This window comes from Geodermatophilus sp. SYSU D00079, from assembly GCF_054050635.1.
In genome coordinates this window covers 365,076-389,760 of sequence record NZ_JBJGZS010000001.1, presented here as the reverse complement: position 1 = coordinate 389,760, position 24,685 = coordinate 365,076, and the positions used below count along the sequence as shown (strand labels likewise).

Genomic DNA, 24,685 nt, shown 5'->3' with positions numbered 1-24,685 from the left:
TGCTCCGATGCCCACGATCACGGGGCCACCCCCTCGGGGAGCGCGGCCAGCAGCTCGTCGGCGTCCCGCGGGAGGGCGCCGTCGGGCAGCAGGCCCAGCGTGCGCAGCCGGGCGCCGACGGCCAGCGCCCACGGGCGGTCCAGCCGGGCGCGGGCGAGCAGCGCGTCGTCGGCGAGCAGGCGGGCGGGCGGGCCCTGCACCACGGTGCGGTCGACGACGACGGCCACCTCGTCGGCCCAGCGCAGGGCGAGGTCGACGTCGTGGGTGCTCATGACCACGGTGGAGCCGGCGGCCCGCAGCCGCTCCAGCGCGCGCAGCGCCTCGGCGACCGCCGACGGGTCCAGCCCCGCGGTCGGCTCGTCGAGCAGCAGCACGCAGGGCCGCATCGCCACCGCGCCGGCGATCGCCACCCGCTTGCGCTCGCCGTAGGACAGCTGGTGGGTGGGGCGCCCGGCCAGACCGGCGACGCCGAGCAGCTCGAGGGCCTCGGCGACGCGGGTCCGGACGGCGTCCTCGGGCAGGCCCAGGTTGAGCGGGCCGAAGGAGACGTCCTGGGCGACGGAGGCGCTGAACAGCTGGTCGTCGGGGTCCTGCAGGACCAGCTGCACCTCCTGCCGGTGCGCCCGCAGCCCGCGCCGGGTGTGCCGCAGCCGCTCCCCGTCCAGCGCGACCGTGCCGGCGGTGGGCTCGAGGGCGCCGGACAGGCAGCGCAGCAGCGTGGTCTTGCCCGACCCGTTGGCGCCCAGCAGCGCCAGGCGCCGTCCGGCGGGGACGGTGAGCCCGGCGCCGTCGAGCACCCGCCGGCCCCGCTCGTAGCCGGCGACCAGCCCCGCGGCGGTCAGCGTGCGGTGGCTCATGCGAGCAGCCCCACGGTGACCAGCGCCGCCAGGCCGGCGGCGGTCGCGGCGAGGAACGGCCGGGACGACGGCAGCGCCTCGGGCAGCACCCGCAGGCCGGTCTCCATCCCGCGGCCGGCCAGGCCCTCCTGCAGCCGGCGGGCGCGGTCCCAGGACCGGGTGAGGACGGCGGCCGCGAGGACCCCCGAGGAGCGGTAGGAACGGCGCACCGAGGAGTGGCCCATCCGGGCGGTCTGCGCCTCGCGGACGGCCGCCAGGCTGGTCAGCAGCACGAACAGCAGCCGGTAGGTGACCGCGGCGACCTCCACGACGGCGGCCGGCACCCGCAGCCGGCGCAGGGCGGGGAGCAGGTCCGACACCGGCGTGGTCGTGGCCAGCAGGAGCACCGCGGCGCCGCCGGCCAGGGCGTGCCCGGCCAGCGCGCCGGCCCGGGCCGCGGCGTCGGGTGCCCAGCCCAGCCCGCCGTCGCCGACGGAGACCACCGAGGTCAGCGCGCCGACGGCGACGAAACCCAGCGGCCAGCGCACCACGCGGCCGAAGGTGCGGGCCGGCACCCGGGCGGGGCCGAGGGCGAGGGCGACGGCGGTCAGGCCGACGAGGAGGCTGCCGGGCCACGCCGGCAGGGCCAGCGCGCAGACCACCAGCCCGAGCGACAGCAGCAGCTTGTCGCCGGGTGCCCGCCGGCGCCAGGCGCTGGCCCAGGCGGCGTCGTCGATCGCCAGCGAGCTCACGGGCGCGGCGTCTCCGGGGTGTCGGGGCGGGCCGCGGCGTCCCCCTGCGCCGGGGCGTCCGTGCGGGTCGCGGTCGCCGTCCCGGCCGCGGTCGCCGTCCGGGCCGCCGCGAGCGCCTCGCGCAGGGCCCGCCGGTTGCGCAGGCGCCCGAGCACGTAGCCGAGCACCCCCGCCCCCGCGGCCGCCTGCAGGGCGAACAGCCCGGACTCGACCTCGGTGGAGCCGGCGGAGAAGACCGGTGCGAACCACGGCGTGTAGCCGGACTCCTCGATCAGCTCGGTGGCCCGGCCGTCCGTGCCGCCGAACTCCGAGCTGCCGGCGTGCAGGAGCAGCGGCACGGCGACGAGCACGACGACGCCCAGGACCAGCAGGGCGGTGCCCAGGTGGCGGCGGTTCACCGCGGGCCCTCCTCGAGCGCGGTCGCCGGGCGGGGGAGGACGCCCAGCCGTTCCAGCTCCGGGCGGGCGTTGACCGTGAGCACCCGGAACAGCAGCACCCCGACCAGCCCCTCGGCCAGCGCCAGCGGCACCTGGGTGACGGCGAAGACGCCGAGGAACTTCGCCGCGGCGCCGGCCAGGCCGCTCTGCGCGTCGGGGAAGGCCAGCGCCAGCTGCAGCGACGTCGTGACGTAGGTGGCGAGGTCGGCGACCGCCATGCCGGCGAAGACCCCGCCCAGGAGGCCACCGCCCAGCCGGCGGGTCAGCCGGTAGGCGCCGTAGCCCACCCACGGCCCGACCACCGCCATCGAGAAGGCGTTGGCGCCCAGCGTGGTGAGCCCGCCGTGGGCCAGCAGCAGGGCCTGGAACAGCAGGACGACGGTGCCCAGCAGGGCCATCACGGGTGGCCGGAACAGGATCGCGCCGAGCCCCGTGCCGGTCGGGTGGCTGGAGCTGCCGGTGACCGACGGCAGCTTGATCGCGCTGAGCACGAAGGTGAACGCCCCCGCGGCGCCGAGCAGCAGCGTGGACTCCGGGTTCTCGCGCACCTCCCTGGCCACCGCCCGCGCGCCGTGCACCACGAACGGGGCGGCGGCGACGGTCCAGCCGATGGCGTGCGCCGGTGGCAGGAACCCCTCAGCGATGTGCATGCCCCGCCCCCTCCCGGACGGCCGCCGCGCAGGCGGCCACGAAGCGCTCGGCCACGGCCGGGGACCCGGCCCAGTTCAGGTGCAGGTAGCTCGCGTGCACGCCACCGGAGACGAACCCCTCCGGGCCGGCACCCGCCCACCGCCAGGCCGGTGTCGCGCCCGCGGCCGGGGTCGCGACGGTGCGGTGGAACTCGTGGCCGCGCACCCGCGTGCCCGCCGGGGCGAGCACGGAGTCGGTGAGCGCCACGGCGGCGCGGTAGCCCAGGGTCAGCCCCGGGGACATCGCCGCGTCGGCGTCCAGGACGCCGCACATCGGCAGCCCCTCGAGGCTGCGGGCCAGGTACAGCAGCCCGGCGCACTCGGCGGCGACCGCCCCGCCGCGGGCGGCCAGCGCCGCGACGTCGGCCCGCAGCGCGCTGTTGGCCGACAGGTCCGCGGCGTGCACCTCGGGGAAGCCGCCCCCGACGACCAGCCCGGTGGTGCCCGCGGGCAGGTGCTCGTCGCGCAGCGGGTCGACGGTCACCACCTCGGCGCCGGCGGCGGCGAGGAGCTCGGCGTTCTCCGCGTACCCGAAGGTGAAGGCCGCGCCGCCGGCCACGGCGATCCGGGGCCGGCCCGGCACGGGGGTCACCTCCGCGGCCGGGTCCCACGGGTCGGCGTCCAGCGCCGGGGCCGACCGCGCCAGGCACAGCACGGCGTCCAGGTCGACGGCCGCGGCGACCGCCTCGCCGAGGGCGCGGACCGTGGCGAGGGCCTCCGCCGAGCGCTCGGCCGCCGGCACCAGCCCGAGGTGCCGGGACGGCGTCGCCAGGGCGTCCAGCCGGCGGATCGCCCCCAGCACGGGCACCCCCGAGGCGCCCAGCGCGTCGCGCAGGATCTCCTCGTGCCGGTCGCTGCCGACCCGGTTGAGCACCACGCCGCCCAGCCGCACCGTCGGGTCGAACGTGGCGAAACCGTGCACCAGCGCGGCCACGGACTGCGCCTGCGCCGAGGCGTCGACGACGAGCACGACAGGTGCCCGCAGCAGCCGGGCGACGTGCGCGGTGGAGGCGAACCCCGGCTCGACCGAGGGGTGCGTGGCGCCGTCGAACAGCCCCATGACCCCCTCGACCACCGCGACGTCGGCGGCGCGCGCCCCGTGCAGGAACAGCGGCACCACCCGCTCCTCGCCGACGAGCACCGGGTCCAGGTTGCGGCCGGGGCGGCCGGCGGCCAGCGCGTGGTAGCCGGGGTCGATGTAGTCGGGGCCGACCTTGTGCGGCGAGACCGCCAGGCCGCGGGCGGTGAGGGCGGCGGCCAGGCCGGTGGCGACCGACGTCTTGCCGGTGTTGCTGGCCGGCGCGGCGACGACGACGCGCGGGACCCCGCCGGTCACCACTCGATCCCCCGCTGGCCCTTCTGGCCGGCGTCCATCGGGTGCTTGACCTTGGTCATCTCCACGACCAGGTCGGCGGCCTCGACCAGCGCCGGCGGGGCGTTCCGGCCGGTGACCACCACGTGCTGGGTGCCGGGGCGGTCGCGCAGCGTCGCCACCACGTCGTCGACGTCCACCCAGCCCCACGTCATCGGGTAGGTGAACTCGTCCAGCACGTAGAAGCGGTGCGCCTCGGCGGCGAGGTCCCGCTTGACCTGCGCCCAGCCCTCGGCGGCGTCCGCGGCGTGGTCGACCTCGGTGCCCTGCCGGCGCGACCAGCTCCAGCCCGCGCCCATCTTGTGCCAGACCACCGGGCCGCCCTCGCCGGTCTGCTCGTGCAGCCGGCCCAGCGCGGTGAGCGCGTTCTCCTCGCCCACCCGCCACTTCGCGCTCTTGACGAACTGGTACACCGCGACCGGCCAGCCCTGGTTCCACGCCCGCATCGCCATGCCGAACGCGGCCGTGGACTTGCCCTTCATCTCCCCGGTGTGGACCACCAGCAGCGGGCGGGTGCGCCGCTGGCGGGTGGTCAGTCCGTCGTCCGGGGTGACCGCGACCCGTCCCTGCGGCATCAGGCGGCCCTCGCCGTCCGCACCGTGGCGGCCAGCGACTCGGCGGCGAGCTCCTCGAGCCGCAGCGTCGTCGCGCCCAGGTGCGTGCCCAGCGTCCCGGCCAGGCCCAGCCGCACCGGCCCGGACTCGCAGTCGACGACGACCGCCGCCGTCCCGGCCGCGGCCAGCAACCCGGCGGCGGCGTGCGCGTCGGCGACGTGCGCGCCGCCGCGCGCCCCGGTGGCCCGGCCGTCGGTGACGACGACGAGCAGCGGACGCCGCTGCGGGTCGCGCACCCGCTCCACCCGGAGCGTCTCGTGTGCCCGCAGCAGGCCGGCCGCCAGCGGGGTGCGCCCGCCGGTGGGCAGCTCCCGCAGCCGCGCGGCGGCCGCATCGACCGACCAGGTGGGCGGCAGGGCCAGCTCGGCGCCGGAGCCGCGGAAGGTGACCAGGCCGACCTTGTCCCGCCGCTGGTAGGCGTCCAGCAGCAGCGACAGGACGGCGCCCTTGACCGCGGCCATCCGCGAGCGGGAACCCATGGAGCCGCTGGCGTCGACGCAGAAGAGGACGAGGTTGCCCTCGCGGCCCTCGAGGGTGGCCTGGCGGAGGTCGCCGCGCTCGAGGTGCAGCCGGGGCCCCGTGCGGCCGCGGGCGACCTGGTGCGGCGCCGCGGCGAGCACGGTGGCGGGCAGGTGCAGCCGGGTGACCGTGCCGGGCGGGCGGGTCGAGCCGACCACCCGGCCGCCCTCGGCGCGCGCCCGGGACCGCCGGCCGGCCGCTCCCGCGCCGATGCCGGGCACCTCCAGGCGGCGGGTGCGGAAGGGGTCGCCGGGCGCGACGGCGGCCCGCTCCGGCGCCGCCCCGCCGGAGGCCGACCTCCCGTCCGGCCCCTCGGATGGGTCGTCCGAGCGGCCTTCGTGGCCACTGTGGCCGCTGTCGGAGGGGCCTTCGTGGCCACTTCGGCCGTCATCGGGGCTGCCGTCGCCGCCGGGGCCGTCGTCGTCGGGGCCGTCGTCCTCGGGCTCGGGGCGGGCGTCCTCGAGCGCCTGGTCCAGCGTCTGCTCGTCCAGCCCCGGGGCGTCGAAGGGGTTGCGCCGCCGGCGGTGGGGGAGGGCGAGGCGGGCGGCGACCCGGACGTCGTCCTCGGTGACCTCGTCCCGGCCGCACCAGGCGGCGTGGGCGATCGCGGCGCGCGCGGTCACCAGGTCGGCGCGCAGGCCGTCGACGTCGAAGGCCGCGCAGACGGCGGTCACCTGGCGCAAGGCGTCGTCGGAGAGGACGACGTGCGGCAGGCGGGCGCGGGCGGCGGCGATCCGGGCCGCCAGGGCGGACTCCTCGGCGGCCCACCGCGCGGTGAACCCGGCGGGGTCGGCGTCGAAGGCGAACCGGCGGCGCACCACCTCGGCGCGCTCCTCCGGGTCGCGGGGCGCGGCGACCTCCACGGTGAGGCCGAACCGGTCGAGCAGCTGCGGGCGCAGCTCGCCCTCCTCGGGGTTCATCGTGCCCACCAGCAGGAACCGGGAGGCGTGCCGCACCGAGACGCCCTCCCGCTCGACGTAGGCGGTGCCCATCGCCGCGGCGTCCAGCAGCAGGTCGACCAGGTGGTCGTGCAGCAGGTTGACCTCGTCGACGTAGAGCACGCCGCGGTGCGCGGCGGCCAGCAGCCCGGGCTCGAAGGCCTTCACGCCCTCGGTGAGCGCCCGCTCGAGGTCCAGGGAGCCGACGACGCGGTCCTCCGAGGCCCCGACCGGCAGCTCGACCAGCCGGGCCGGGCGCGTCTGCGCCGGAGCGGCGGTGCCGTGCGGGCCGTCGGGACACGCCGGGTCCGGGGCGGCGGGGTCGCAGGCGAACCGGCAGCCGGCGACGACGTCCACCGGGGGCAGGACGGCGGCCAGCGCGCGGACCGCCGTCGACTTCGCCGTCCCCTTCTCACCCCGGACCAGCACACCCCCGACCGCCGGGGAGACGGCGTTGAGCAGGAGGGCCAGCCGCATGTCGGCCATGCCGACGACAGCGCCGAAGGGGTAGGTCATGCGGGTCGACCGCGCATGGCACGCGTCCTCTCCCCGGGTGTCCACGCCCGGAGGTGGCAGGGACGACGGCGGGAGTCTCCTGGCTGCCGGATCGTCGTCCGCCCCCGACCTTCCCGTCCCCGGGGGGACAGTGGCCGAACGTGGGGGCGGGCTCCCCGGTCACAGTGGCGGGACCGCGCCGGAATCTCACCGGGCTTCCTCCACTGCCGTCGCGTGTGGCGGCGTCATCAGACCACGACCCGTCGGCGCGCCGACAGTCCCGTGTCTCTTGACGGATCGGAAAGTGGCGGGCCACACTTTCCGACATGGAAAGCAACGACATCGACCGGGACACCGCCGTCGCCCAGCTGGCCGCCCTCCAGGCGGACCGCGCGGCGCTCGCCGACCGGGTGGTCCCGCCGTGGTGGTACGACGTCACGCTGGGGCTGCTGCTGTTCGCGTTCCTCGCGTCCTACGCCTTCGACTCGCTGTGGGTGACGTTCCCGGCGCTGGTCCTCTTCGGCGCCGGGCTGGGTGCGCTGGTCTCGGCCTACCGGCGGATCACCGGGATCTGGGTGAACGTGACGCCCCGGGCCCTGGTGCAGTGGGGCGCGGTCGTCCTGGTCGTCCTGGTCCCCGCCTTCGTGCTGGCCGAGGGGTACGACCAGCACTGGGCGATGGTGGTGGCCGGGGCCGTGCTCGGCGTCGCGGTCGTCGTGTTCGGCCGGCTGTGGAGCCGCGCGTACGCGGCCGAGCTGCGGGGCGAGCGGTGACGACCGTCGCCCCCCGCTTCGACGCGGTCATCCACCCGCCGCCCCGGCTGCAGGTCTGCGGCCTGCTCGCCGCCGTCGACACCATGGACTTCGCCACCGTGCGGGACCAAGTCGGGGTGAGTGACTCGGTGCTCTCCAAGCACGTCAAGCAGCTGGAGGAGGCCGGCTACGTGACCGTGCACAAGGCCACCCGCGCCTCCCGGCTGCGGACCAGCCTCGCGCTCACCAGGGCCGGCCGCGCCGCCTTCGACGCGCACGTCGCCGAGCTGCGCCGCATCGCCGGCCTCTGAAGGGGCCCGTCCCCGTGCCCCGCCCGCTCGGGACGGGGCCGTGCACGGCGACCCGATCCCGGAACCCGCCCCCTGGCGGGGCCGGACCGACCGGCAGAGTGACGCGCGTGGGCGGGACCGGGCGGATCGCGTGGCTGGTGGACGCGGCCCTCGTCGTCGCCGGTGCACTCGCGGCCACCGTCGTCCTCGACGCGCTCGACCTGCCCTCGCCGTCCCTCTTCGGCGGGTTGCTCGCCGGGCTGGTCCGCGGGCTGACCATCGGCCGCCGGCTCACCGTCCCGCGTCCGGGCGTGACCGCCGCGCAGGCCCTGATCGGCGTCTCCGTCGGGGCGCTGGTCGACCTCGACACCCTGGCCGCGATCAGCCGGGACTGGCTGCCGGTCCTGCTGGTCACCGTCGCCACGCTCGCGCTCACCGTGCTGGCCGGCCTGCTCATGCGCCTGCAGCCGGGGATCAGCCCGGTGACCGGGGCCTTCGCGATGATCGCCGGGGGCGCGTCGGGCATCACCGCGATGTCCCGCGAGCTGGGGGCGGACGACCGGATGGTCGCGGTGCTGCAGTACCTGCGGGTGCTGATCATCGTCGTCCTCATGCCGGTGGCGGCGACGGCGGTGTTCGGCGCGGAGCCCGGGTCGGGCGGGACCCTCGCGGAGGAGGGTGGCCCGGGCTGGCCCGCCGGGCTGCTGTTCTCGGTCGCCTGCGTGGTGGTGGGGCTGCCCCTGGCCCGGCTGTTGCGGATCCCGGTGCCCGCGCTGCTCGGCCCCATGCTGGTCGCGGCCGGCCTCGACCTCAGCGGCCTGGCCGGGGGCGCGCAGGTGCCCGCGGCGCTGGAACTGGCGGCGTTCCTGGTCATCGGCCTGATGGTGGGGCTGAACTTCACCCGCGCGAGCCTGCGCACCATCGGGCGGGCGCTGCCGCTGGCGCTGGCGATCATCCTGGGGCTGATCGCCGCCTGCGCGGGCCTCGGCGCGGTGCTCACGGTGACGACCGGCGCCAGCGCGCTGGACGCCTACCTGGCCACCACCCCCGGTGGGCTCTACGCGGTGCTGGCGACCGCCCGCGACGGTGGGGCCGACGCCACCTTCGTCCTGGCCGTCCAGGTGCTGCGGCTGTTCGTGATGCTGCTGTCGGCGCCGTTGCTCGCCCGGTGGCTGCGTCGCACCGGGAATCCGGGGGACGCGGGCGGTGGTTGACCGTTCAACCGACGACGGCAGGGAGTGGCAGTGGAGCTCGGGGTCTACACGTTCGGCGACGTCCTCCGGGACCCGCACACCGGGACGACGACCAGTCCCGAGCAGCGGCTGGCGGACCTGCTGGAGGAGATCGAGCTCGCCGACCAGGTGGGGCTGGACGTCTTCGGCGTCGGCGAGCACCACCGGCCGGACTACGCGGTCAGCTCCCCGGCGACGGTGCTGGCCGCGGCGGCCGTCCGGACCTCGCGCATCCGGCTGACCAGCGCGGTCACCGTGCTCTCCTCCGAGGACCCGGTCCGGGTGTTCCAGCAGTACGCCACCGTCGACCTGCTCTCGCACGGCCGCGCCGAGGTCATGGCCGGGCGCGGGTCGTTCATCGAGTCCTTCCCCCTGTTCGGCCACGACCTCGACGACTACGACGAGCTCTTCGCCGAGAAGCTCGACCTGCTCCTGCGGCTGCGGGAGTCGCCGCGGGTGACCTGGTCCGGGCGGCACCGGGCGGCGCTGCACGACCAGCCGGTCTTCCCGCGCCCGGTGCAGGACCCGCTGCCGGTGTGGGTGGCCGTGGGGGGCAACCCGCAGTCGGTGGTCCGGGCCGGGGCGCTGGGCCTGCCGCTGGCGCTGGCCATCATCGGCGGCGAGCCCGCCCGGTTCGCGCCGCTGGCGCAGCTGCACCGCCGGGCCGCCGCGCAGTACGGGCACGGCCCCCTGCCGGTCTCGATCAACTCGCACGGCTTCGTCGCCGACACCTCGCAGGCCGCGGCCGACAGCTTCTACGACACCTACGCCGAGGTCATGACCCAGCTGGGGCGGGAGCGCGGCTGGGGGCCCATGACCCGGCCGGACTTCGACGCGCTGGCCGGCCTGCACGGCGCGGTCGTCGTCGGCAGCCCGCAGCAGGTGGCGGAGAAGATCCTCTTCCAACACGAGCTGTTCGGGCACGACCGCTTCCTCATGCAGTCCTCGCTCGGGGCCGCGCCGCACCGCGAGGTCCTGCGGTCGATCGAGCTCCTCGGCACCGAGGTGGCCCCCATCGTGCGGGCGGAGCTGGCCTCGCGCGTGACGGCGTCGGCCTGATCACCCGTCCAGGGAGCGACCTCCCGGCCCGGACACGCCTACCCTCGACCGGGGCGTCAGGGAGGTGAGGGAGCTGTCCGAGGAGACGACGAGCACGGAGGACGCCGTGCTGCTGTTCGTGGGTGGCCCGCTGGACGGTCGGGTCGAGGTGCGTGAGGCGCGGCACGGTGAGCCGCTGCCGACCATCACCCACGTGCACCTCCACGGCGGCCCCAAGGTGGTGCACCGCTACGACCTGACCACGCTGCACGGCTCGGCCGGCGTCTACACGGTGCGCCCCCGGCAGTCGGTCCGCGACGAGTCCGTCGCCGACTGACCTCCCATCCGTCACCCCCGTCGCTGACGAGCGGCGCTGCCGCCGGTGCCACGGTCGCCGGGTGACGGTCCCGCGCCGGCTGGACGTCGCGGCCGGCCGGCTGTCATCGGCGGCGCAGCACGACGCCGGCGTAGCCGAACTCCCTCGGGTGCCGGCGCCGCACGTCGATCTCCACCCGGGCGGCGGTCAGGACCGCCGCCGTCTGCTCGTCGGGGTCCGGCCAGGCGTCGATCGCCGCCGCCAGCGGGCCGTGGTACTCGTCGGCCCAGTCGGAGTCGGGCAGCAGGTGGGTGGCGAGGACGTCGTAGCCGGCTGCCCGTGCCGCGGCGACGGTGGCCGGGACGTCCCGCATCGCCGGGTACGCGGCCCAGAACGCGGCGGCCTCCGGGGACGGGGTGTCCGTCGTCCACACCGCGTCGGTGAGCACGAGGACGCCGCCGGGTGCGAGCAGCCGCCGCCACGCGCTCATCGCCGCGTCGACACCCATGAGGTAGGCCGCTCCCTCGCACCACAGCAGGTGGAAGGCGCCGTCCGGGTGGGGGAGTGCCTCCATCGAAGCCCGTTCGACGGCGATCCGGCCGGTCAGGCCCGCGGCTGCGGCCGCCTCTCGTGCCCGCCGCAGGAAGGGCTCGTGCAGGTCGACCGAGGTGACCCGGGCGCCGGCCGCGGCGAGCACCAGCGACGCCCGCCCAGGACCGCAGCCGATGTCGAGCGCTCTCGGTCCCGCGGGCAGCGGACCGGCGAGGCCGAGCAGGTGCCGTGTGGTCGCGTCGGAACCCACCCCCTCGCGGGGCAGGTCGCTGTGCAGGGCCCAGAAGACCTCGGCGGCGTCCACCCGGTGCAGCGTGCCGCGCCCACGGCGGTGCGGGCGACCGGGTTCCCGCCCCAGGCGTCGGCGAGGTCGTGCGGCCGCCGGTGGGGGCGGGGCTCACGGCGCGTGCTGACCGGCGCCTGCGATCCGCAGGCACGCGACGCCACTCGACGCCACTCGGCGCCGCTCGGCACCCGACCGCACCCGGCGGCCGCCAGGCCGCACGGGATCGGTGTCAGCCGCGGTGCAGGCTGCGGACCGCGGTCACCGTCTCGTCGAACCGGCGCCGGTCGAGCGCGGCGCCGATCCGGCGGGCGGCGTCCGGCGGCACGAGCAGCAGCCGGTCCAGCCGGGCCTCGCTGGGACGGCGCTGGGGGTCCCACGCCCCGGAGCCGACGTCGATCCACCGCCGGCCGAACCGGGCCTCGTCCTCGGCGTCCCGGTCGTGGTCCTGGCTGGAGAGCATCAGGCCGACGAGGTCGGCACCCCGCCGGCCGATGACCAGCACCGGCCGGTCCTTGCCGCGGCCGTCGCCCTCGTCGAAGGGCACCCAGGCCCACACCACCTCGCCGGGGTCGGGCGAGGCGTCGTCGCGCGGGGCGTACCCGAGTCGCACGTCGGCCAGCGAGCACGGGAGGTCGCGCACGCCGGCGGACGTCGCGCGGGGCGCCGGCCCACCGGGCGCCGGCGCGGCAGGAGCCGGCGCGGTGGGGCCCGGCGCGGCCGGCGCCCGGCGGGCACGGCGGGCCCCCGGCCGAGCCGGTCGCGCGGCGGGCCGGAGCGCGGCCCGGATGGCCGGCAGCAGCGCCGCCCGGAGGCTCTCGGAGAGGCGTCGGCCGAACCCGGATCCCGTCATGCCCGGCACCGTACGGAGCGCGGTGCGGTGTCGGGACGGGGGCTGCCTGCGCGACGTCCGCGCGCCTCGTGTGTCACGTGTGACACATCGGCACCATTTGGTCACGAGGAGGGTTCGACCTGCCGAGGGACGGGCACCATGTGGGCACGGGGCGGGTCAGGGGGCTCCTCCGACGAGAGGGGGCCGCGATGACCTCGGCCGAACCGGTGCCACCTGCCGCGCCACGGGCGCGCGAGGTGAAGGCCAGCGTACTGGCCGCCTTGCAGCTCGTGGAGGACGCCCGCCACCTGGGCGGCGACCAGCGGTCGCGGCGCGGGCGCAGGCGCACCGTCGAGCGCACCGTCGCCTACCGCAAGCTGGCCCGGGACCTCCGCGCCAGCTGACCCCGACGGCGCCGTCCCGCGACGGCCGCCCGGCTCAGGCCACGCAGAACTCGTTGCCCTCCGGGTCGGTGAGCGTCGCCCACGTGAACGGGCCCTGGGACTCCCGGTAGAGCTCGGTGGCACCCATGCCCACCAGCCGGGTCACCTCGGCGTCCCGCCGCTCGGCGCCCACGTGCAGGTCCAGGTGCACGCGGTTCTTCACGGTCTTGGCCTCGGGGACGAGCTGGAACAGCACGCGCGGCCGCCCGGGGTCGGGGGAGGTCACCGCGGCCCCGGCACGCCAGACCAGCGCGCCGCGGTGGGTCGTCGTGTCGGCCTCGCTCGCCGCCCCGGACTCCACCATGCGGCGGATGAACGCCGGGTCCTGCTCCTCCACCTGCCAGCCGAGCGCCTCGGCCCACCAGTCGGCCAACCCGTGCGGGTCGGCGCTGTCCACCACCACCTGGACGTCGGTCGCCATGGGCGCACCGTAGGACGCCCCACCGACGGACTCAGAGCTCCAGGGCCAGCCCCTCCCGCATGACCGCGTCGTCCGGCAGCGGCGTGGTGAGCCGGCAGTGGTCACCGAAGACCTCGCGCATCGGCGCGAAGGCCGAGCGCTCCACCTGGCGCGCCGGGTCCCACAGGCCCGAGCGCATGATCGACTTCGCGCACTGGAAGTAGGCCCGCGTCACCGAGACCACGAGCACCGAGCGCGGGGCGCGGCCGAACTCGGTGAGGTCGACCTCGAGCTCCTCCGGCGCGGCGATCGCGGCGGTGCCGTAGACGCGCAGGGTCTCCTCGATGCCGGGCACGAGGAACATCAGGGCCGCCCGGGGGTTGGCCGCCACGTTGTGCAGGCTGTCGACCCGGTTGTTGCCCGGCCGGTCGGGCAGGGCGAGCCGGTGCTCGTCCAGCACCTTCACGAAGCCCGCGTCACCCCCGCGCGGCGACACGTCCGGCCAGCCGTCGGCCGAGGCGGTGGACAGCGTCGCGAACGGCGACAGCTCGATGAAGGCGCGGCAGTGGCGGTCGAGGTGGTCGATCACCTTGTCCTGCACCAACTGGGAGGGGTCGCGGTAGCGGTCCAGCACGCTGTCCATGCCGACGACCGTAGCCGGACTACGGTTCGGCCCCGTGACGGCACGGTGGAGCGCCCCGGTGCGGTACGTCGAGTGCGACCAGCAGGGCGTCGTCTTCAACGCCCACTACCTGACCTGGGCCGACGAGGCCTCCAACGCCTGGTGGGCCGCGGCCGGGCTGTCGTGGGCGGAGCTGACCGAGCGCGCCATCGACCCGCTGGTCAAGGCCAGCACGCTGGAGTGGTCCTCGTCGGCCCGGTGGGGCGACACGGTCACCGTGGACGCCGAGACGGAGTCGGTGGGCCGCACCAGCGCCACCGCCCGGTTCACCGTGCGGGTCGGCGAGCGGGTGTGCTGCGTCGTCCGCACCACGTACGTCTGCGTGACCGACGGCGGCGCCGCGCCGTGGCCGGACGACGTCCGGACCCGGCTGACCTCGGTCTAGGCCCCGGCGCCGGGCGGCAGCAGCGGCAGGCCGGCCGGGGCGCCGCCCTCGACCAGCCGCCACAGCGCGTCGGTGTCGGCGTGCTCGGCGACCAGGTCGCCCAGCGCGTCCAGGCGCTGCTCCCGGACGGCGGCGAAGTCGGTGTCCGGGGCGGCGACGAACCGGCGGCCCGCCACCCGCGCCACCTCCGTGAGGAACGCCCGGCGGAACCCGTCGTTCTCCAGCGCCCCGTGCCAGGTCGTGCCCCACACCGAGCCGTGCCGGGCGCCGTCGAGGAACGGCTCGGCGTCGCCGTCGACGGTGACCACGCCGTGGTGGATCTCGTAGGCGTGCACCGGCTGCCCGAACGCCGTCCCGGCCGGGCGGGCGAGGGTCTTCTCGGGCGCGAACCGGACGTCGGCCGGCAGCAGGCCCAGCCCCGGCACGGTGCCGGCCCGCGACTCGACGTCGTCGGTGATGGTGCGGGCCAGCATCTGGTGCCCGCCGCAGATGCCGAGCACGGGTCGACCGTCGGCGGCCCGCCGCGCCACGGCGTCGGCCAGCCCGGTCTCGCGCAGCCACCGCAGGTCGGCGACGGTGGACCGGGTGCCGGGCAGCACGACCAGGTCGGCGTCGGCGAGCTCGCCGGGGGTCGTGGCGTAGCGGACCAGGACGCCGGGCTCGGCGGCCAACGCGTCGAGGTCGGTGGAGTTGGACAGCCGGGGCAGCCGGACGGCGGCGACGCGCAGCACGTCCTCCCCGTGCGGCGGGCCGGCGACCGGGCGCGCCGTCCCCAGGCCCAGGGAGTCCTCCACGTCGAGGTCCAGCCCCGGCAGCCACGGCAGCACCCCGAGGGTGGGCCGCCCGGTGAGCCCGGTCAGCGCGTCCAGCCCCGGGCGCAGCAGCCGGACGTCGCCGCGGAACTTGTTGACCAGGAACCCGGCGACCAGCCGCTGGTCGGCCGGCGGCATGAGGGCCACCGTGCCGTAGAGGGCGGGGAAGACCCCGCCGCGGTCGATGTCGCCCACGACGACCACCGGCAGCTGCGCGGCGGTGGCCAGGCCCATGTTGGCGATGTCGTCGGCGCGCAGGTTGATCTCGGTGGGGGAGCCGGCCCCCTCGCACACGACGACGTCGAACCGGGACCGCAGGTCGGCCAGGCAGGCGAGCACCTGCTCCAGCAGCGCGGCCTTCATCGGCCGGTAGGACAGGGCGCTCACCTCGGCCACCGGCCGGCCCAGGACGACGACCTGGCTCGAGTCCTCCCCGCCCGGCTTGAGCAGCACCGGGTTCATCGCGGCCTCGGGCGGCACGCGGGCGGCCGCGGCCTGCACCACCTGGGCGCGGCCGATCTCGGCGCCGTCGGGCGTGACCACGGAGTTGTTGCTCATGTTCTGCGCCTTGAACGGCGCCACCGACACGCCCTGGCGGACCAGCCAGCGGCAGATGCCGGCGGTGACGACCGACTTCCCGGCGTCCGACGTCGTCCCGGCGACGAGCAGCGCCCCCGTCACACCGTCTCGCGCGGGGTGCCCCAGCCGGCCTTCTCCTGGCCGGACAGCTCGGCGATCGCCTCCATGATCTGGTCGGTGACGGCGCGGCGGGCCCGGCCGTTGCCGGCCATCCCCCGGTACTCGGGGAAGGTGAGGGGCCTGCCGAACGTGACCGACACCTTGTGCGGCCGGGGCCAGCGGGAACCCACCGGCTGCACCTTGTCCGTGCCGGCCACCGCGACCGGGACGACGGGGCAGTCGGCGGTCAGCGCCAGCCAGGCCACGCCGGTCTTGCCGCGGGCCAGCCGGCCGTCCCGGGACCGGGTGCCCTCGGGGTAGATGCCGAAGCCGCCGCCCTGGCGGAGCACCCCCAGGGCGGTGTCGAGCGCCTCCTGCGCGGCCCGGTGCGTCTGCCGCTGCACCGGCAGCGCCCCGAGTGCGGTGAACAGCGTCTTGGACAGCCAGCCCCCGAAGCCGGGCGCGGTGAAGTACTCGGCCTTGGCCAGGTAGCCCACGCGGCGCGGCGCGGAGAGCGGGATGACCATGCTGTCGATGAACGACAGGTGGTTGCTGGCCAGGATGAACGCGCCGGTGGCCGGGACGTTCTCCCGGCCGGTCACGTGGGTGCGCAGCACGATGCGGAAGAGCGGGCGCAGCAGGAACCGGACGACGAGGTAGAGCACGCCGCGCTTCCCCTCTCGGCTCGGGGGACCACCGGCGGCCGCCGGTGGCAGCGGCATTCTCCCGTGTGCCCCGGAGCGGCCTGCCCCAGGGCTGGCAGCTCAGTGCATGCGCGGGCTCGGGGGGCAGACGTCGCGGATCAGACCGCGGATGTCGTCCGGCAGCGTCGCGTGCCCGGCCGCCGACTCGGTGATCGCCACGGCGACGTCGCGGACCTTGCGGTGGGAGTTGCTCGAGATGTGCGCCAGCACGTCGAAGGCCACCTGGTCGCCGCAGCCGGTGAGCAGCATGACGATGCCCTTGGCCTGCTCGATCGCCGCCCGGCTGCCCATCGCCGTCCGCAGCTGGGCCACCTCGGTCTCCAGCGCGCGCACGCGGTCGCCGTCGGCTCCGGCGTCTCCGTGCGGGTGGTGCACCGGCTCGGCCGGGACCTCCACGAGCAGCCCCTCCAGGGCCTCCACGGCCCCGGCCGGGTCGAGCACCGGCTCGCCGATGAGGACGCCCGGGCGCTCCGTGCCGCCGCGGCCGCGCAGCCGCACCCGCATCGAGAACGGCAGGCCGTCGGTGCAGGCCGACGCGATCGCCGCGAGCGCGTTCGGGCGGTCACCGGAGTGCATCGAGCGCACCAGCAGCTCGGTGCACGGGTGTGCCCCGCCGTGGCCGCAGTCGAGCAGCGTGGTCATCTCCGGGGACCACGTCCAGGTGCCGGTGCGCCGCTCGTAGCGGAACCGACCGGCCAGCCTGCGGGCGCTGCGGGCGCCCCGGGACGCCGAGGGCCCGGGAGTGGGCCGCACCGACGTGGGCGGGGCGGGCGCCGGCCGGGCCGGGGAAAGCATGGGCGACGGGGTCACTGTCATGTCGACTCCACGAGGGTCGCCGGACGGGGGTGTCCGGCTGTGCGCCGACGGCCGTGGCTTCGACCACCGCTGTGGGTCGGTGACACGCGGTCACCCGACCTCGTGTCAGGGACGGTACGACGCCGTAGCCGGAGGCGCACGCCGGGCGACGGCGGTTCGGCGTCCCGCAGCGCGTCGCCACGGGCTGTCGGTGCCGCCCCCCGGTGCGGTCAGACGACGGTGAGCGGGCGGGCCGGGACCCGCCCGCGGGCGGGTGTGGCGGGCAGGCCGGCGGCGCTCCGGGCGAGCAGGTCCACCGCCGCCCGAAGCCGGTCCGGGGGCAGGGTGAACGGCAGCCGGAGGTGGTCGTCGAACGCGTGCCCGGTGCCGAACGCCCGGCCCTCGGCGAGGGCCAGGCCCAGCGGTGCGGCGGCCGCGGTGAGCGCCGCGGAGCTGAGGCCGGGTGGCAGGCGGCACCACACGGACAGCCCGCCGGAGGGCCGGTGCGCCGTCCAGTCGGGCAGCACCCGGGCCAGCTCGGCGAGCAGCACGTCGCGTCGCTCGCGCAGCGCGGCCCGGCGCTGGTCGAGGACGTCGTCCAGCTGCCGCACGAGGACGGCGGCGGCGAGCTGGTCGACCACGCCGACCGACAGCTGCCGCCGGCCGAGCGCGGCGCCGAGCTGGGCGGCCAGCGCGGCGTCGGTGCGGACCCAGCCGATCCGCAGTCCACCCCAGACGGCCTTGGACAGCCCGCCGACGGTGACCGTCGCGGCGTCCGGCAGGCCCGCGGCGAACGGCGGCAGCGGGCCGTCGTCCAGGTGCAGCTCGGCGGTCACCTCGTCGACGACGGTCAGGACGCCGTGCTGCCACAGCGTCGCGGCCAGCCGGCGCCGCCCGGCGGCGGACAGCCGGGCACCGGAGGGGTTGGAGAAGTCCGGCATGACGAACGCCATCCGCGGGCTGCTCTGCCGGGCGACCAGTGCCGCCGCGGCGACCAGGCCGTCGGGGTCGGCGGCGTCGACCGGGGCGGGGACGCAGCGGCCGCCGGCGGCGGCCACCATCCCGAGGGCGCCGGGGTAGGTCGGGTGCTCGACGAGCACGCGGTCACCGGTCTGGAGCAGCGTCTCGAACACGATCGCGGTGGCGTCGCCGGTGCCGGCGGTCACGACGACCTGGTCGGGGTCGGTGGGCAGGCCGCGGGCGGTGAACCGGTCGGCGATGGCCGACCGGAGCTCCGGCAGGCCGCTGGGCGCGTACCCGTGCCCACCCGCGAACGCCGGGAGGGCCGCCAGCGCCCGGGCGTAGGCCCCCTGCAGCTGCGGGACCGCCTCGGGCGCGGCGTGGGCGAGGTCGAGCAGCTCGGGATCGGTGCTCGGCGCCCGCCACGCGCTGCTCGCGGCGGGCAGCTCGGTCACGGTGCCCGAGCCGTGCCGGGTGACCGCGAACCCCTCGGCGCGCAGCTGCCGGTAGGCCGAGGCCACGGTGACCCGGCTGGCACCCAGCGCGGCGGCCAGCTCCCGCTCCGCGGGCAGCCGGCTGCCGCTGGGCAGGGCCCCCGTGGTCACCAGCTCGCGGATGCGGCGGGCCAGCGCGGCGTACCGCGGACCGGGCGCGGCCTCCACCGAGCCCACCAGGGTGGCCAGCTCGTGCGCCGAAGTGGACTGGTCCGAGCGCGGTGGCATGCAGGCCACCATGCCGTAGTGGACCGCTTCCCACCAGTCCCATCAGTGCCACTCTCTCGGCATGACCTCAGGTGCTGCCGTCGTCCTGCTCGTCCTGCTGGGGATCACCGCGCTGTCGGTGACCACCCTCGTCGTCGCCGTCCGCGGGGGCCGCGGTCCGGCCGACCCGCCGGCCAGCCACGCCCGCGTGGACCCGGGCGGGTTCCCGGTGCTGTCCGAGCCGCGCGGCCTGTTGCCGCGGCACCCGCCTCAGCCGCGGCGCGCCCGCGGCCCGCGGCCCAGCCGGCCGCTGGCGGCGAGGGCCGCGGCCGCGATCCAGACCGTGCGCGACAGGCGCACCGCGCGGCCGACGTCGCCCGGGGCCGGCGCCCGGCCGCTGCCGAGCACCGGCCGCTCCTCCACCCGGCTGCCGTAGACGTTCCGGCCGCCCAGCCGCAGCCCCAGCGCCCCGGCCAGCGCCGCCTCGCACCGGCCGGCGTTGGGGCTCGGGTGGGCGGCGCCGTCGCGGCGCCACGCCGCCCAGGCGCCGCGGGCCGAGCCCCCGGCCACGGGGGCCGCCGCGACGGTGAGCGCGGCGGTCAGGCGGGCCGGCAGCCAGTTGGCGACGTCGTCGGCGCGGGCGGCGGCCCAGCCGAAGTGCCGGTACCGCGGCGAGCGGTGGCCGACCATCGCGTCGAGGGTGTTGACCGCCCGGTACGCGAGCAGCCCGGGCAGGCCGGCCGCCGCGCCCCACACCAGCGGGGCGACGGCGGCGTCGGAGGTGTTCTCCGCGACCGACTCGACGGTGGCCCGGGCCAGCTCGCCGCCGTCCAGCCCCGCCGGGTCGCGCCCGGCCAGCGTGGGCAGCAGCCGGCGGGCCGCGGGGAGGTCCCCGTCGTCCAGGGTCGTGGCCATCGCGGTGGCGGCGCGGCCCAGCGAGGTGCCCCCCAGCACGGTCCAGGTGACGACGGCGGTGACCAGCCCGCGGGTGACCGGGCGGGTGCGGGTGGCCCGGTCCAGGGCGACCCCGAGGACGGCGGCCCCGCCGGTCAGCGCCGCGGCGTACCCGGCACCGGCCGGCCGCGAGTCCCGCCACACCCTGCCCTCCAGGGCGCCCGCGACCCGTCCGAAGCCGGCGACGGGGTGCCACCGGCGCGGGTCGGCCAGCAGGAGGTCGGCCGCGGCGCCCAGGACCAGCCCCGCAGCGGTGGGCAGGTCGCGGGGTGGCAGCACCGGCACATCGTGCCAACCGGGCGGGCCGGCGCCGTCCCTAGGATGGGCGTCCATGCGCCTGCCCGGCCGTTATCCCGGCACTGCCCGTCCGATCGTCACCTACGGCAGCGACCCGGTGCTGCACCGCCCGTGCGCGCCGGTGACCGAGTACGGCAAGGGGCTGCGCCACCTCGTCCTGGACATGTTCGCCTCGATGGAGGCCGCTGACGGCGTGGGGCTGGCCGCCAACCAGATCGGCGTCGACGCGCGGGTCTTCGTCATCGACTGCCCCGACGCCGCCGGGGAGGACGTCGTCGGCTACGTGGTGAACCCGCAGCTGACGGTCCTCGAGCCGCGCGAGGGCGAGCCGGCCGAGGAGGTCACCGAGGAGGGGTGCCTGTCGGTGCCCGGCCCCTACGCCGAGCTGCCGCGCGCCTTCCGTGCCCGGGTGGACGGCGTCGACGCGGCGGGCCGGCCGGTGTCGATCGAGGCCACGGGCATGGCCGCCCGCTGCCTCCAGCACGAGGTGGACCACCTGGACGGGACCGTCTACGTCGACCTGCTGCCCGAGGAGCAGCGGGAACGGCTGCTCGCGGAGGCCGCGGGCCCCGGCGGTGAGCTGCCGGCGTGACGACGCCCGAGGGGTTGCACGTCACCGTCGTCGGCGTCGGCGCCGACGGGTGGGACGGCCTGCCGCCCCGCTCGCGGCGGGCGGTCGAGGACGCCGACGTGCTGCGGGGCAGTGCCCGGCAGCTGGCGCTGGTCCCTGACGCGGTGCGCGCCGTGCGGGTCCCGTGGCCCTCGCCCCTGGCCCCGGCCCTGGCCGCGTTGCCGGAGGCCCATCCCGGACGCCGGGTGGTCGTGCTGGCCAGCGGGGACCCCATGCTCTCCGGGGTCGGCACCTCGCTGGTCCGGCTGCACGGGGCGGACGCGGTGACCGTGCTGCCGGCCCCGTCCTCGGTGACCCTGGCCTGCTCCCGGCTGGGCTGGGCGGTCGAGGAGACCCAGGTGGTCCCCGTCGTGGGGCGCCCGGTCGACCTCCTGGTCCCGCACGTCACCCCCGGTCGCCGGCTGCTGGTGCTCGGCTCGGGCACCCGCACGCCGGCCGAGGTCGCCGCCCTCCTCACCGACCGGGGCTACGGCGCGAGCCGGGTCGTGGCCCTGGCCCGGCTCGGCGCGCCGGACGAGCGCCGGTTCGTGGGCGACGCCGCGGGCTGGCCGCACGCCGAGACCGACCCGCTGGTGCTCACCGCCGTCGAGGTCGTCGCCGACCCCGGCACCGTTCCGCTGCCGACCGTGCCGGGGCTGCCCGACGACGCCTACGCGCACGACGGGCAGCTGACCAAGCGCGACGTCCGCGCGGTGACGCTGGCGCGGCTGGCCCCGCTCCCCGGCGGGCTGCTGTGGGACGTGGGTGCCGGCGCCGGGTCCATCGGGATCGAGTGGATGCGGGTGCACCCGTCCTGCCGGGCGGTCGCGGTGGAGGCGCACCCGGAGCGCGCGGAGCGGGTCACGGTCAACGCCGCCCGGCTCGGCGTCCCGGGGCTCCAGGTCGTCCGGGGCCGCGCGCCCGAGGCGCTGGCCGGCCTGCCGCGGCCGGACGCCGTCTTCGTCGGGGGCGGGGCCACGGTGCCCGGCGTGCTGGACGCCTGCTGGGACGCCCTCGGCCCCGGCGGTCGCCTGGTGGTCAACGCGGTGACGGTGGAGAGCGAGGCGCTGCTGGCACAGTGGCGCGCGCGGGTCGGCGGGGCGCTGACCCGGCTGTCGGTGGCCGCCGCCGAGCCGGTCGGGACCTTCACCGGCTGGCGGCCGGCGATGCCGGTGACGATCTGGAGCGCAACGCGGTGACCGTCCACTTCATCGGGGCCGGCCCCGGTGCGGCCGACCTGGTGACCCTGCGGGCCGCGCGGCTCATCGCCGCGGCCCCGGTCTGCCTCTACGCCGGCGCCCTCGTGCCGCGGGAGCTGCTCGACACCGCCCCGCCGGGTGCACGGCTGGTCGACACCGCCGAGCTCGACCTCGACCAGATCACCGCCGAGCTGGTCGCTGCGCACGAGGCCGGCCTCGACGTCGCCCGCCTGCACTCCGGCGACCCGTCGATCTACAGCGCCATGGCCGAGCAGATGCGCCGCCTGGACGCCGCGGGCGTGCCGTACGAGGTGGTGCCGGGGGTGCCGGCGTTCGCGGCGGCCGCCGCGGCGCTCAAGCGGGAGCTCACCGTGCCCGGGGTGGGGCAGACCGTGGTGCTCACCCGCACGTCGGCGCGCTCGACCCCGATGCCGCCGGGGGAGGAGCTCGCCGCGTACGCGGCCACCGGCGCGACCCTGGTCCTGCACCTCGCCGTCCAGCGGATCGCCGAGCTCGCCCCGCAGCTGGCCGCGCACTACGGGCAGGACGGCCCCGTGGCCGTCGTCGCCCGTGCCAGCCGGGACGACGAGCTGGTGCTGCGCGGCACGCTCGCCGACATCGCCGCCCAGGTCGAGGCGGCCGGGGTGCGACGGACGGCGGTCGTGGTGGTGGGGCCGGTGCTCGGCGCGGAGCAGTTCCCCGACAGCCACCTCTACTCGACGACCCGGCCCCGCTGATGCGAGAGCTCGGCCTGGTTGCAGGGGCCCGCCCCGAGCGCGCGAGTGGTGGGGGGCAGCGGGGCCCTCGCTCAGGCGCGGCCCACGATCGTGCCGGCCCGGTCGATGACCACGACGTCCACCGCGACCGGCGCCCCGCGCAGCACGCCCAGCGCGGTCTCCCGCGCGCCGGCCGCCACCAGGTCGCCCAGGGGGAGCCCGGCGGCCTGGCACTGCTGCAGCGCGTCGAGGGCGGTGTTCGCCGTCCGCACGCCGTCGACCAGCCCGGCCGGCCCGCCGGCGTCGCGCACGCGGGCGGCCAGCGACTCCGTCGAGACCTGGGAGCGGCCCGAGTGCAGGTCGAGGTGGCCGTCGGCGAGCTTGGCCAGCTTGCCGATGCCGCCGGCGACGGTCAGCCGCGGCACCGGGTGGCGGCGCAGGTACTTCAGGACGGCGCCGGCGAAGTCGCCCATGTCCAGCAGCGCGTCCTCGGGCAGCCCGTACAGCTCGGTGACCACCCGCTCGCTGGTCGAGCCGGTGCACCCGGCCACGTGGGTGTGTCCTGCCGCGCGGGCGACGTCGATGCCGCGGCGGATCGAGTCGATCCACGACGAGCAGGAGTACGGGACGACGACGCCGGTGGTGCCGAGGATGGACAGCCCGCCGAGGATGCCCAGCCGCGGGTTCCACGTCCTGCGCGCGAGCTCCTCGCCGTGCTCGACGGACACCTCGACGACGACGTCCCCCGTGCCGCCGTGCCGGGCGGCGACCGCGGCCACGTGCTCGCGGATGAACTGCCGCGGCATCGGGTTGATCGCCGGCTCCCCGACCGGCAGCGGCAGGCCGGGCTTGGTCACCGTGCCGACACCCTTCCCCGCCCGGAAGAGCACGCCGGTGCCCGGCTCGCCGTGGGTGACCCGCACCGACACCAGTGCGCCGTGGGTGACGTCGGGGTCGTCGCCGGCGTCCTTGACGACGCCGGCGGTGGCGGCGCCGTGGATCAGGTGCTCGCGGGCCAGGGCGAAGGCCGGGTGCCGGTCGTTGGGCAGGTCGATGGTGACCGGGTCGGGGAACTCGCCAGTGAGCAGCGCGGTGTAGGCGGCGGTGGTCGCGGCGGTCGCGCAGGCACCGGTCGTCCAGCCGAAGCGCAGCCCCGTGCCGCGCTCGCGCCCCGCCTCCGTCACGCGGTCAGCATGCACGGGACGCCGTCGTGACCGGCCGGGTGCTGGTGCTGGGCGGGACCGGGGAGGCCCGGCGGCTGGCCGGGCACCTCGTCGCCGAGGGGGTCGACGTGGTCAGCTCGCTGGCCGGCCGGGTCGCCGAGCCGCGGCTGCCACCGGGGCAGGTGCGCATCGGCGGCTTCGGGGGCGTGGACGGGCTGGCCGCGGCACTGGACGGCGTCGCCGCGCTCGTCGACGCCACCCACCCCTTCGCCGCGACGATGACCGCGCACGCCGCCGCGGCCGCCGCCCGCACCGGCACGCCGCTGCTGCGCCTGCAGCGCCCGGGGTGGACGCCGCGGCCCGGCGACGACTGGCGCTGGGTGGACTCGCTCGACGAGGCCGCGGCGGCGGTGGCCGGGTACGCCTCGGTCTTCCTCACCACCGGCCGTCAGGGGCTGGCGGCCTTCGCCGGGCTCACCGGCCGCTGCCTGGTGCGGGCGGTCGAGCCGCCGTCGCCCCCGCTGCCGTACCGGGTGACCGTGGTGCTGGCCCGCGGCCCGTTCCCCCTCGACGAGGAGCTCGCGCTCATGCGGGAGCACCACGTCGAGGTGGTCGTCACCAAGGACAGCGGCGGGGCTATGACCGCGGCCAAGCTCGACGCGGCGCGGCGGCTGGGGCTTCCGGTGGTCGTCGTCCGCCGGCCGCCGGTGCCACCCGGCGTGCCCGTGGTGGCGACGGTCGCCGAGGCGCTGGCCTGGCTGCGGGACCGGTGACTCAGACGTCGGCCGGCCAGAACGCCCAGGCGGTCACCCAGACGATGCCGATGGAGACCACCAGGGCCACCGGGACGTGCGCCGCGATCTGGCCGTGGCTGCCCAGCCAGGCCTGCAGGAAGGTGAGCAGGAAGGTGACCCCGGTGAGCACGGCCGGCCACCACTGGGTCGTCCGGCGCCCGTGCAGCGCGGTCGCGGCCAGCAACAGCCCGGTGCTGACGTGCAGGGCGATCGCGCCGGCCCCGTGCCCGTCGAGGGCGTCGGTGCCGGCCATCATCCGGCCGGCGGAGAAGAACTGCCAGAGCAGCACCAGCACCGACAGCACGGCCGCGGCCTGGACCGGCCGGAGGGTCGACGTGGCCGTGGGGGCGGCATGCTCACGGGTCCGGGTCATCGGGACCTCCGGGGGGCGGTCGCGGGCGGGACGGGTGTTTGAAGATCGCAGCACCACCCGGGTGGCACCAGT

The 24,685-nt window shown here is 77.2% G+C and carries 29 protein-coding genes and 1 riboswitch; of the genes, 11 read left to right on the top strand and 18 right to left on the bottom strand.

The features are described 5' to 3' along the window. Positions 1-17: 17 nt before the first annotated feature. Genes ACI79E_RS01980 through ACI79E_RS01950 form a run of 7 tightly spaced genes read right to left on the bottom strand, consistent with a single transcriptional unit; the run spans position 18 to position 6,673 of the window. Complete coding sequence (locus ACI79E_RS01980; RefSeq protein ID WP_456930867.1) at positions 18-857, bottom strand: energy-coupling factor ABC transporter ATP-binding protein; 840 nt, start codon at positions 855-857, stop codon at positions 18-20. Continuing rightward, positions 854-1,588, bottom strand: a complete 735-nt coding sequence (cbiQ, locus tag ACI79E_RS01975; RefSeq protein ID WP_456930866.1) for a cobalt ECF transporter T component CbiQ — start codon at positions 1,586-1,588, stop codon at positions 854-856. The genes ACI79E_RS01980 and cbiQ overlap by 4 nt, the downstream gene beginning before the upstream one ends. Next, positions 1,585-1,986 carry an energy-coupling factor ABC transporter substrate-binding protein gene (locus ACI79E_RS01970; RefSeq protein ID WP_456930865.1) on the bottom strand — a complete coding sequence of 134 codons (402 nt, stop codon included), beginning with the start codon at positions 1,984-1,986 and terminating at the stop codon, positions 1,585-1,587. Before ACI79E_RS01970 ends, cbiQ begins: the two co-directional genes overlap by 4 nt. Continuing rightward, positions 1,983-2,675 carry an energy-coupling factor ABC transporter permease gene (locus ACI79E_RS01965; RefSeq protein WP_456930864.1) on the bottom strand — a complete coding sequence of 231 codons (693 nt, stop codon included), beginning with the start codon at positions 2,673-2,675 and terminating at the stop codon, positions 1,983-1,985. The genes ACI79E_RS01970 and ACI79E_RS01965 overlap by 4 nt, the downstream gene beginning before the upstream one ends. Beyond that, positions 2,662-4,050, bottom strand: coding sequence for a cobyrinate a,c-diamide synthase (locus tag ACI79E_RS01960; RefSeq protein ID WP_456930863.1), 1,389 nt, complete (start codon positions 4,048-4,050; stop codon positions 2,662-2,664). The genes ACI79E_RS01965 and ACI79E_RS01960 overlap by 14 nt, the downstream gene beginning before the upstream one ends. Continuing rightward, positions 4,047-4,661 carry a cob(I)yrinic acid a,c-diamide adenosyltransferase gene (cobO, locus tag ACI79E_RS01955; protein ID WP_456930862.1) on the bottom strand — a complete coding sequence of 205 codons (615 nt, stop codon included), beginning with the start codon at positions 4,659-4,661 and terminating at the stop codon, positions 4,047-4,049. The genes ACI79E_RS01960 and cobO overlap by 4 nt, the downstream gene beginning before the upstream one ends. Continuing rightward, positions 4,661-6,673 (bottom strand): putative cobaltochelatase, encoded by a 2,013-nt coding sequence (locus tag ACI79E_RS01950; RefSeq protein ID WP_456930861.1) that lies wholly within the window; start codon positions 6,671-6,673, stop codon positions 4,661-4,663. The genes cobO and ACI79E_RS01950 overlap by 1 nt, the downstream gene beginning before the upstream one ends. A 73-nt stretch (positions 6,674-6,746) precedes the next feature. Continuing rightward, positions 6,747-6,873: riboswitch (cobalamin riboswitch) on the bottom strand. A 105-nt stretch (positions 6,874-6,978) separates the two neighbouring features. Between ACI79E_RS01950 and ACI79E_RS01945 the strand changes: the two genes are divergently transcribed. The 5 genes from ACI79E_RS01945 (at position 6,979) to ACI79E_RS01925 (ending at position 10,301) form a co-directional block, all read left to right on the top strand. Next, on the top strand, positions 6,979-7,425 hold the full coding sequence (locus tag ACI79E_RS01945; protein ID WP_456930860.1) for a hypothetical protein: 447 nt from the start codon (positions 6,979-6,981) through the stop codon (positions 7,423-7,425). Beyond that, positions 7,422-7,715, top strand: a complete 294-nt coding sequence (locus ACI79E_RS01940) for a transcriptional regulator (protein ID WP_456930859.1) — start codon at positions 7,422-7,424, stop codon at positions 7,713-7,715. Before ACI79E_RS01945 ends, ACI79E_RS01940 begins: the two co-directional genes overlap by 4 nt. A gap of 107 nt (positions 7,716-7,822) precedes the next feature. Further along, the gene (locus ACI79E_RS01935) at positions 7,823-8,908 is read left to right on the top strand and encodes an AbrB family transcriptional regulator (protein ID WP_456930858.1); all 1,086 of its coding nucleotides are present in this window, start codon (positions 7,823-7,825) and stop codon (positions 8,906-8,908) included. Between the two features lie 30 nt (positions 8,909-8,938). After that, positions 8,939-9,985, top strand: coding sequence for an LLM class flavin-dependent oxidoreductase (locus tag ACI79E_RS01930; RefSeq protein WP_456930857.1), 1,047 nt, complete (start codon positions 8,939-8,941; stop codon positions 9,983-9,985). A 64-nt stretch (positions 9,986-10,049) separates the two neighbouring features. Beyond that, a complete protein-coding gene (locus ACI79E_RS01925; RefSeq protein ID WP_456930856.1) occupies positions 10,050-10,301 on the top strand; it encodes a hypothetical protein in 252 nt (83 codons plus the stop codon). Between the two features lie 103 nt (positions 10,302-10,404). On the opposite strand, the gene ACI79E_RS01920 is transcribed toward ACI79E_RS01925, so the two are convergent. Beyond that, positions 10,405-11,136: a class I SAM-dependent methyltransferase gene (locus ACI79E_RS01920; protein WP_456930855.1), complete on the bottom strand. Its 732-nt coding sequence runs from the start codon at positions 11,134-11,136 to the stop codon at positions 10,405-10,407. 211 nt (positions 11,137-11,347) lie between these two features. Then, entirely contained in the window at positions 11,348-11,968 is a 621-nt protein-coding gene (locus ACI79E_RS01915) for a type II toxin-antitoxin system PemK/MazF family toxin (protein ID WP_456930854.1), read from the bottom strand. Positions 11,969-12,156: 188 nt separating this feature from the next. Here ACI79E_RS01915 and ACI79E_RS01910 point away from each other — a divergent pair, with 188 nt between their 5' ends. Then, entirely contained in the window at positions 12,157-12,351 is a 195-nt protein-coding gene (locus ACI79E_RS01910) for a hypothetical protein (RefSeq protein WP_456930853.1), read from the top strand. A gap of 34 nt (positions 12,352-12,385) precedes the next feature. On the opposite strand, the gene ACI79E_RS01905 is transcribed toward ACI79E_RS01910, so the two are convergent. Then, positions 12,386-12,811, bottom strand: a complete 426-nt coding sequence (locus ACI79E_RS01905; RefSeq protein WP_456930852.1) for a VOC family protein — start codon at positions 12,809-12,811, stop codon at positions 12,386-12,388. A 31-nt stretch (positions 12,812-12,842) separates the two neighbouring features. Next, a complete protein-coding gene (locus ACI79E_RS01900) occupies positions 12,843-13,433 on the bottom strand; it encodes an MSMEG_1061 family FMN-dependent PPOX-type flavoprotein (RefSeq protein ID WP_456930851.1) in 591 nt (196 codons plus the stop codon). Positions 13,434-13,467: 34 nt separating this feature from the next. Between ACI79E_RS01900 and ACI79E_RS01895 the strand changes: the two genes are divergently transcribed. Continuing rightward, entirely contained in the window at positions 13,468-13,857 is a 390-nt protein-coding gene (locus tag ACI79E_RS01895; RefSeq protein WP_456930850.1) for an acyl-CoA thioesterase, read from the top strand. Here ACI79E_RS01895 and ACI79E_RS01890 read toward each other — a convergent pair. The 5 genes from ACI79E_RS01890 to ACI79E_RS01870 all read right to left on the bottom strand — a co-directional run bounded on the left by ACI79E_RS01890 (position 13,854) and on the right by ACI79E_RS01870 (position 19,740). Continuing rightward, positions 13,854-15,350, bottom strand: a complete 1,497-nt coding sequence (locus ACI79E_RS01890) for a cobyric acid synthase (protein WP_456930849.1) — start codon at positions 15,348-15,350, stop codon at positions 13,854-13,856. The two genes, ACI79E_RS01895 and ACI79E_RS01890, sit on opposite strands and share 4 nt — an antisense overlap. After that, positions 15,347-16,012: a lysophospholipid acyltransferase family protein gene (locus ACI79E_RS01885; protein WP_456930848.1), complete on the bottom strand. Its 666-nt coding sequence runs from the start codon at positions 16,010-16,012 to the stop codon at positions 15,347-15,349. The genes ACI79E_RS01890 and ACI79E_RS01885 overlap by 4 nt, the downstream gene beginning before the upstream one ends. Before the next feature lie 99 nt (positions 16,013-16,111). Further along, the gene (locus ACI79E_RS01880; RefSeq protein WP_456930847.1) at positions 16,112-16,867 is read right to left on the bottom strand and encodes an ANTAR domain-containing protein; all 756 of its coding nucleotides are present in this window, start codon (positions 16,865-16,867) and stop codon (positions 16,112-16,114) included. A 209-nt stretch (positions 16,868-17,076) separates the two neighbouring features. After that, on the bottom strand, positions 17,077-18,528 hold the full coding sequence (gene yczR / locus ACI79E_RS01875) for a MocR-like transcription factor YczR (RefSeq protein ID WP_456930846.1): 1,452 nt from the start codon (positions 18,526-18,528) through the stop codon (positions 17,077-17,079). 249 nt (positions 18,529-18,777) lie between these two features. Further along, positions 18,778-19,740 carry a cobalamin biosynthesis protein gene (locus tag ACI79E_RS01870; RefSeq protein ID WP_456930845.1) on the bottom strand — a complete coding sequence of 321 codons (963 nt, stop codon included), beginning with the start codon at positions 19,738-19,740 and terminating at the stop codon, positions 18,778-18,780. A gap of 52 nt (positions 19,741-19,792) precedes the next feature. Here ACI79E_RS01870 and def point away from each other — a divergent pair, with 52 nt between their 5' ends. The 3 genes from def to cobM are packed head-to-tail and all read left to right on the top strand — an operon-like array spanning position 19,793 to position 22,304. Next, on the top strand, positions 19,793-20,350 hold the full coding sequence (def, locus tag ACI79E_RS01865) for a peptide deformylase (protein ID WP_456930844.1): 558 nt from the start codon (positions 19,793-19,795) through the stop codon (positions 20,348-20,350). Continuing rightward, positions 20,347-21,567, top strand: a complete 1,221-nt coding sequence (gene cbiE / locus ACI79E_RS01860; RefSeq protein ID WP_456930843.1) for a precorrin-6y C5,15-methyltransferase (decarboxylating) subunit CbiE — start codon at positions 20,347-20,349, stop codon at positions 21,565-21,567. Before def ends, cbiE begins: the two co-directional genes overlap by 4 nt. Continuing rightward, a complete protein-coding gene (gene cobM / locus ACI79E_RS01855) occupies positions 21,564-22,304 on the top strand; it encodes a precorrin-4 C(11)-methyltransferase (RefSeq protein WP_456930842.1) in 741 nt (246 codons plus the stop codon). The genes cbiE and cobM overlap by 4 nt, the downstream gene beginning before the upstream one ends. Positions 22,305-22,375: 71 nt before the next feature. Here the strand turns inward: cobM and ACI79E_RS01850 are convergent, their stop codons facing one another. Then, positions 22,376-23,467, bottom strand: coding sequence for a cobalt-precorrin-5B (C(1))-methyltransferase (locus ACI79E_RS01850; protein ID WP_456930841.1), 1,092 nt, complete (start codon positions 23,465-23,467; stop codon positions 22,376-22,378). Positions 23,468-23,493: 26 nt separating this feature from the next. Between ACI79E_RS01850 and ACI79E_RS01845 the strand changes: the two genes are divergently transcribed. Then, the gene (locus ACI79E_RS01845; RefSeq protein ID WP_456930840.1) at positions 23,494-24,219 is read left to right on the top strand and encodes a cobalt-precorrin-6A reductase; all 726 of its coding nucleotides are present in this window, start codon (positions 23,494-23,496) and stop codon (positions 24,217-24,219) included. A gap of 1 nt (position 24,220) precedes the next feature. Here the strand turns inward: ACI79E_RS01845 and ACI79E_RS01840 are convergent, their stop codons facing one another. After that, positions 24,221-24,613, bottom strand: a complete 393-nt coding sequence (locus ACI79E_RS01840; RefSeq protein WP_456930839.1) for a hypothetical protein — start codon at positions 24,611-24,613, stop codon at positions 24,221-24,223. Positions 24,614-24,685 lie beyond the last annotated feature (72 nt).

Excerpts from the sequence above, each read along its gene's own strand:
- ACI79E_RS01980 (WP_456930867.1), bottom strand. The coding sequence starts at position 857 with ATGAGCCACCGCACGCTGACCGCCGCGGGGCTGGTCGCCGGCTACGAG.
- ACI79E_RS01965 (WP_456930864.1), bottom strand. The coding sequence starts at position 2,675 with ATGCACATCGCTGAGGGGTTCCTGCCACCGGCGCACGCCATCGGCTGG.
- cobO (WP_456930862.1), bottom strand. The coding sequence starts at position 4,661 with ATGCCGCAGGGACGGGTCGCGGTCACCCCGGACGACGGACTGACCACC.
- ACI79E_RS01950 (WP_456930861.1), bottom strand. The coding sequence starts at position 6,673 with ATGACCTACCCCTTCGGCGCTGTCGTCGGCATGGCCGACATGCGGCTG.
- ACI79E_RS01945 (WP_456930860.1), top strand. The coding sequence starts at position 6,979 with ATGGAAAGCAACGACATCGACCGGGACACCGCCGTCGCCCAGCTGGCC.
- ACI79E_RS01915 (WP_456930854.1), bottom strand. The coding sequence starts at position 11,968 with ATGACGGGATCCGGGTTCGGCCGACGCCTCTCCGAGAGCCTCCGGGCG.
- ACI79E_RS01910 (WP_456930853.1), top strand. The coding sequence starts at position 12,157 with ATGACCTCGGCCGAACCGGTGCCACCTGCCGCGCCACGGGCGCGCGAG.
- ACI79E_RS01905 (WP_456930852.1), bottom strand. The coding sequence starts at position 12,811 with ATGGCGACCGACGTCCAGGTGGTGGTGGACAGCGCCGACCCGCACGGG.
- ACI79E_RS01900 (WP_456930851.1), bottom strand. The coding sequence starts at position 13,433 with ATGGACAGCGTGCTGGACCGCTACCGCGACCCCTCCCAGTTGGTGCAG.
- ACI79E_RS01880 (WP_456930847.1), bottom strand. The coding sequence starts at position 16,867 with ATGACAGTGACCCCGTCGCCCATGCTTTCCCCGGCCCGGCCGGCGCCC.
- yczR (WP_456930846.1), bottom strand. The coding sequence starts at position 18,528 with ATGCCACCGCGCTCGGACCAGTCCACTTCGGCGCACGAGCTGGCCACC.
- def (WP_456930844.1), top strand. The coding sequence starts at position 19,793 with ATGCGCCTGCCCGGCCGTTATCCCGGCACTGCCCGTCCGATCGTCACC.
- ACI79E_RS01840 (WP_456930839.1), bottom strand. The coding sequence starts at position 24,613 with ATGACCCGGACCCGTGAGCATGCCGCCCCCACGGCCACGTCGACCCTC.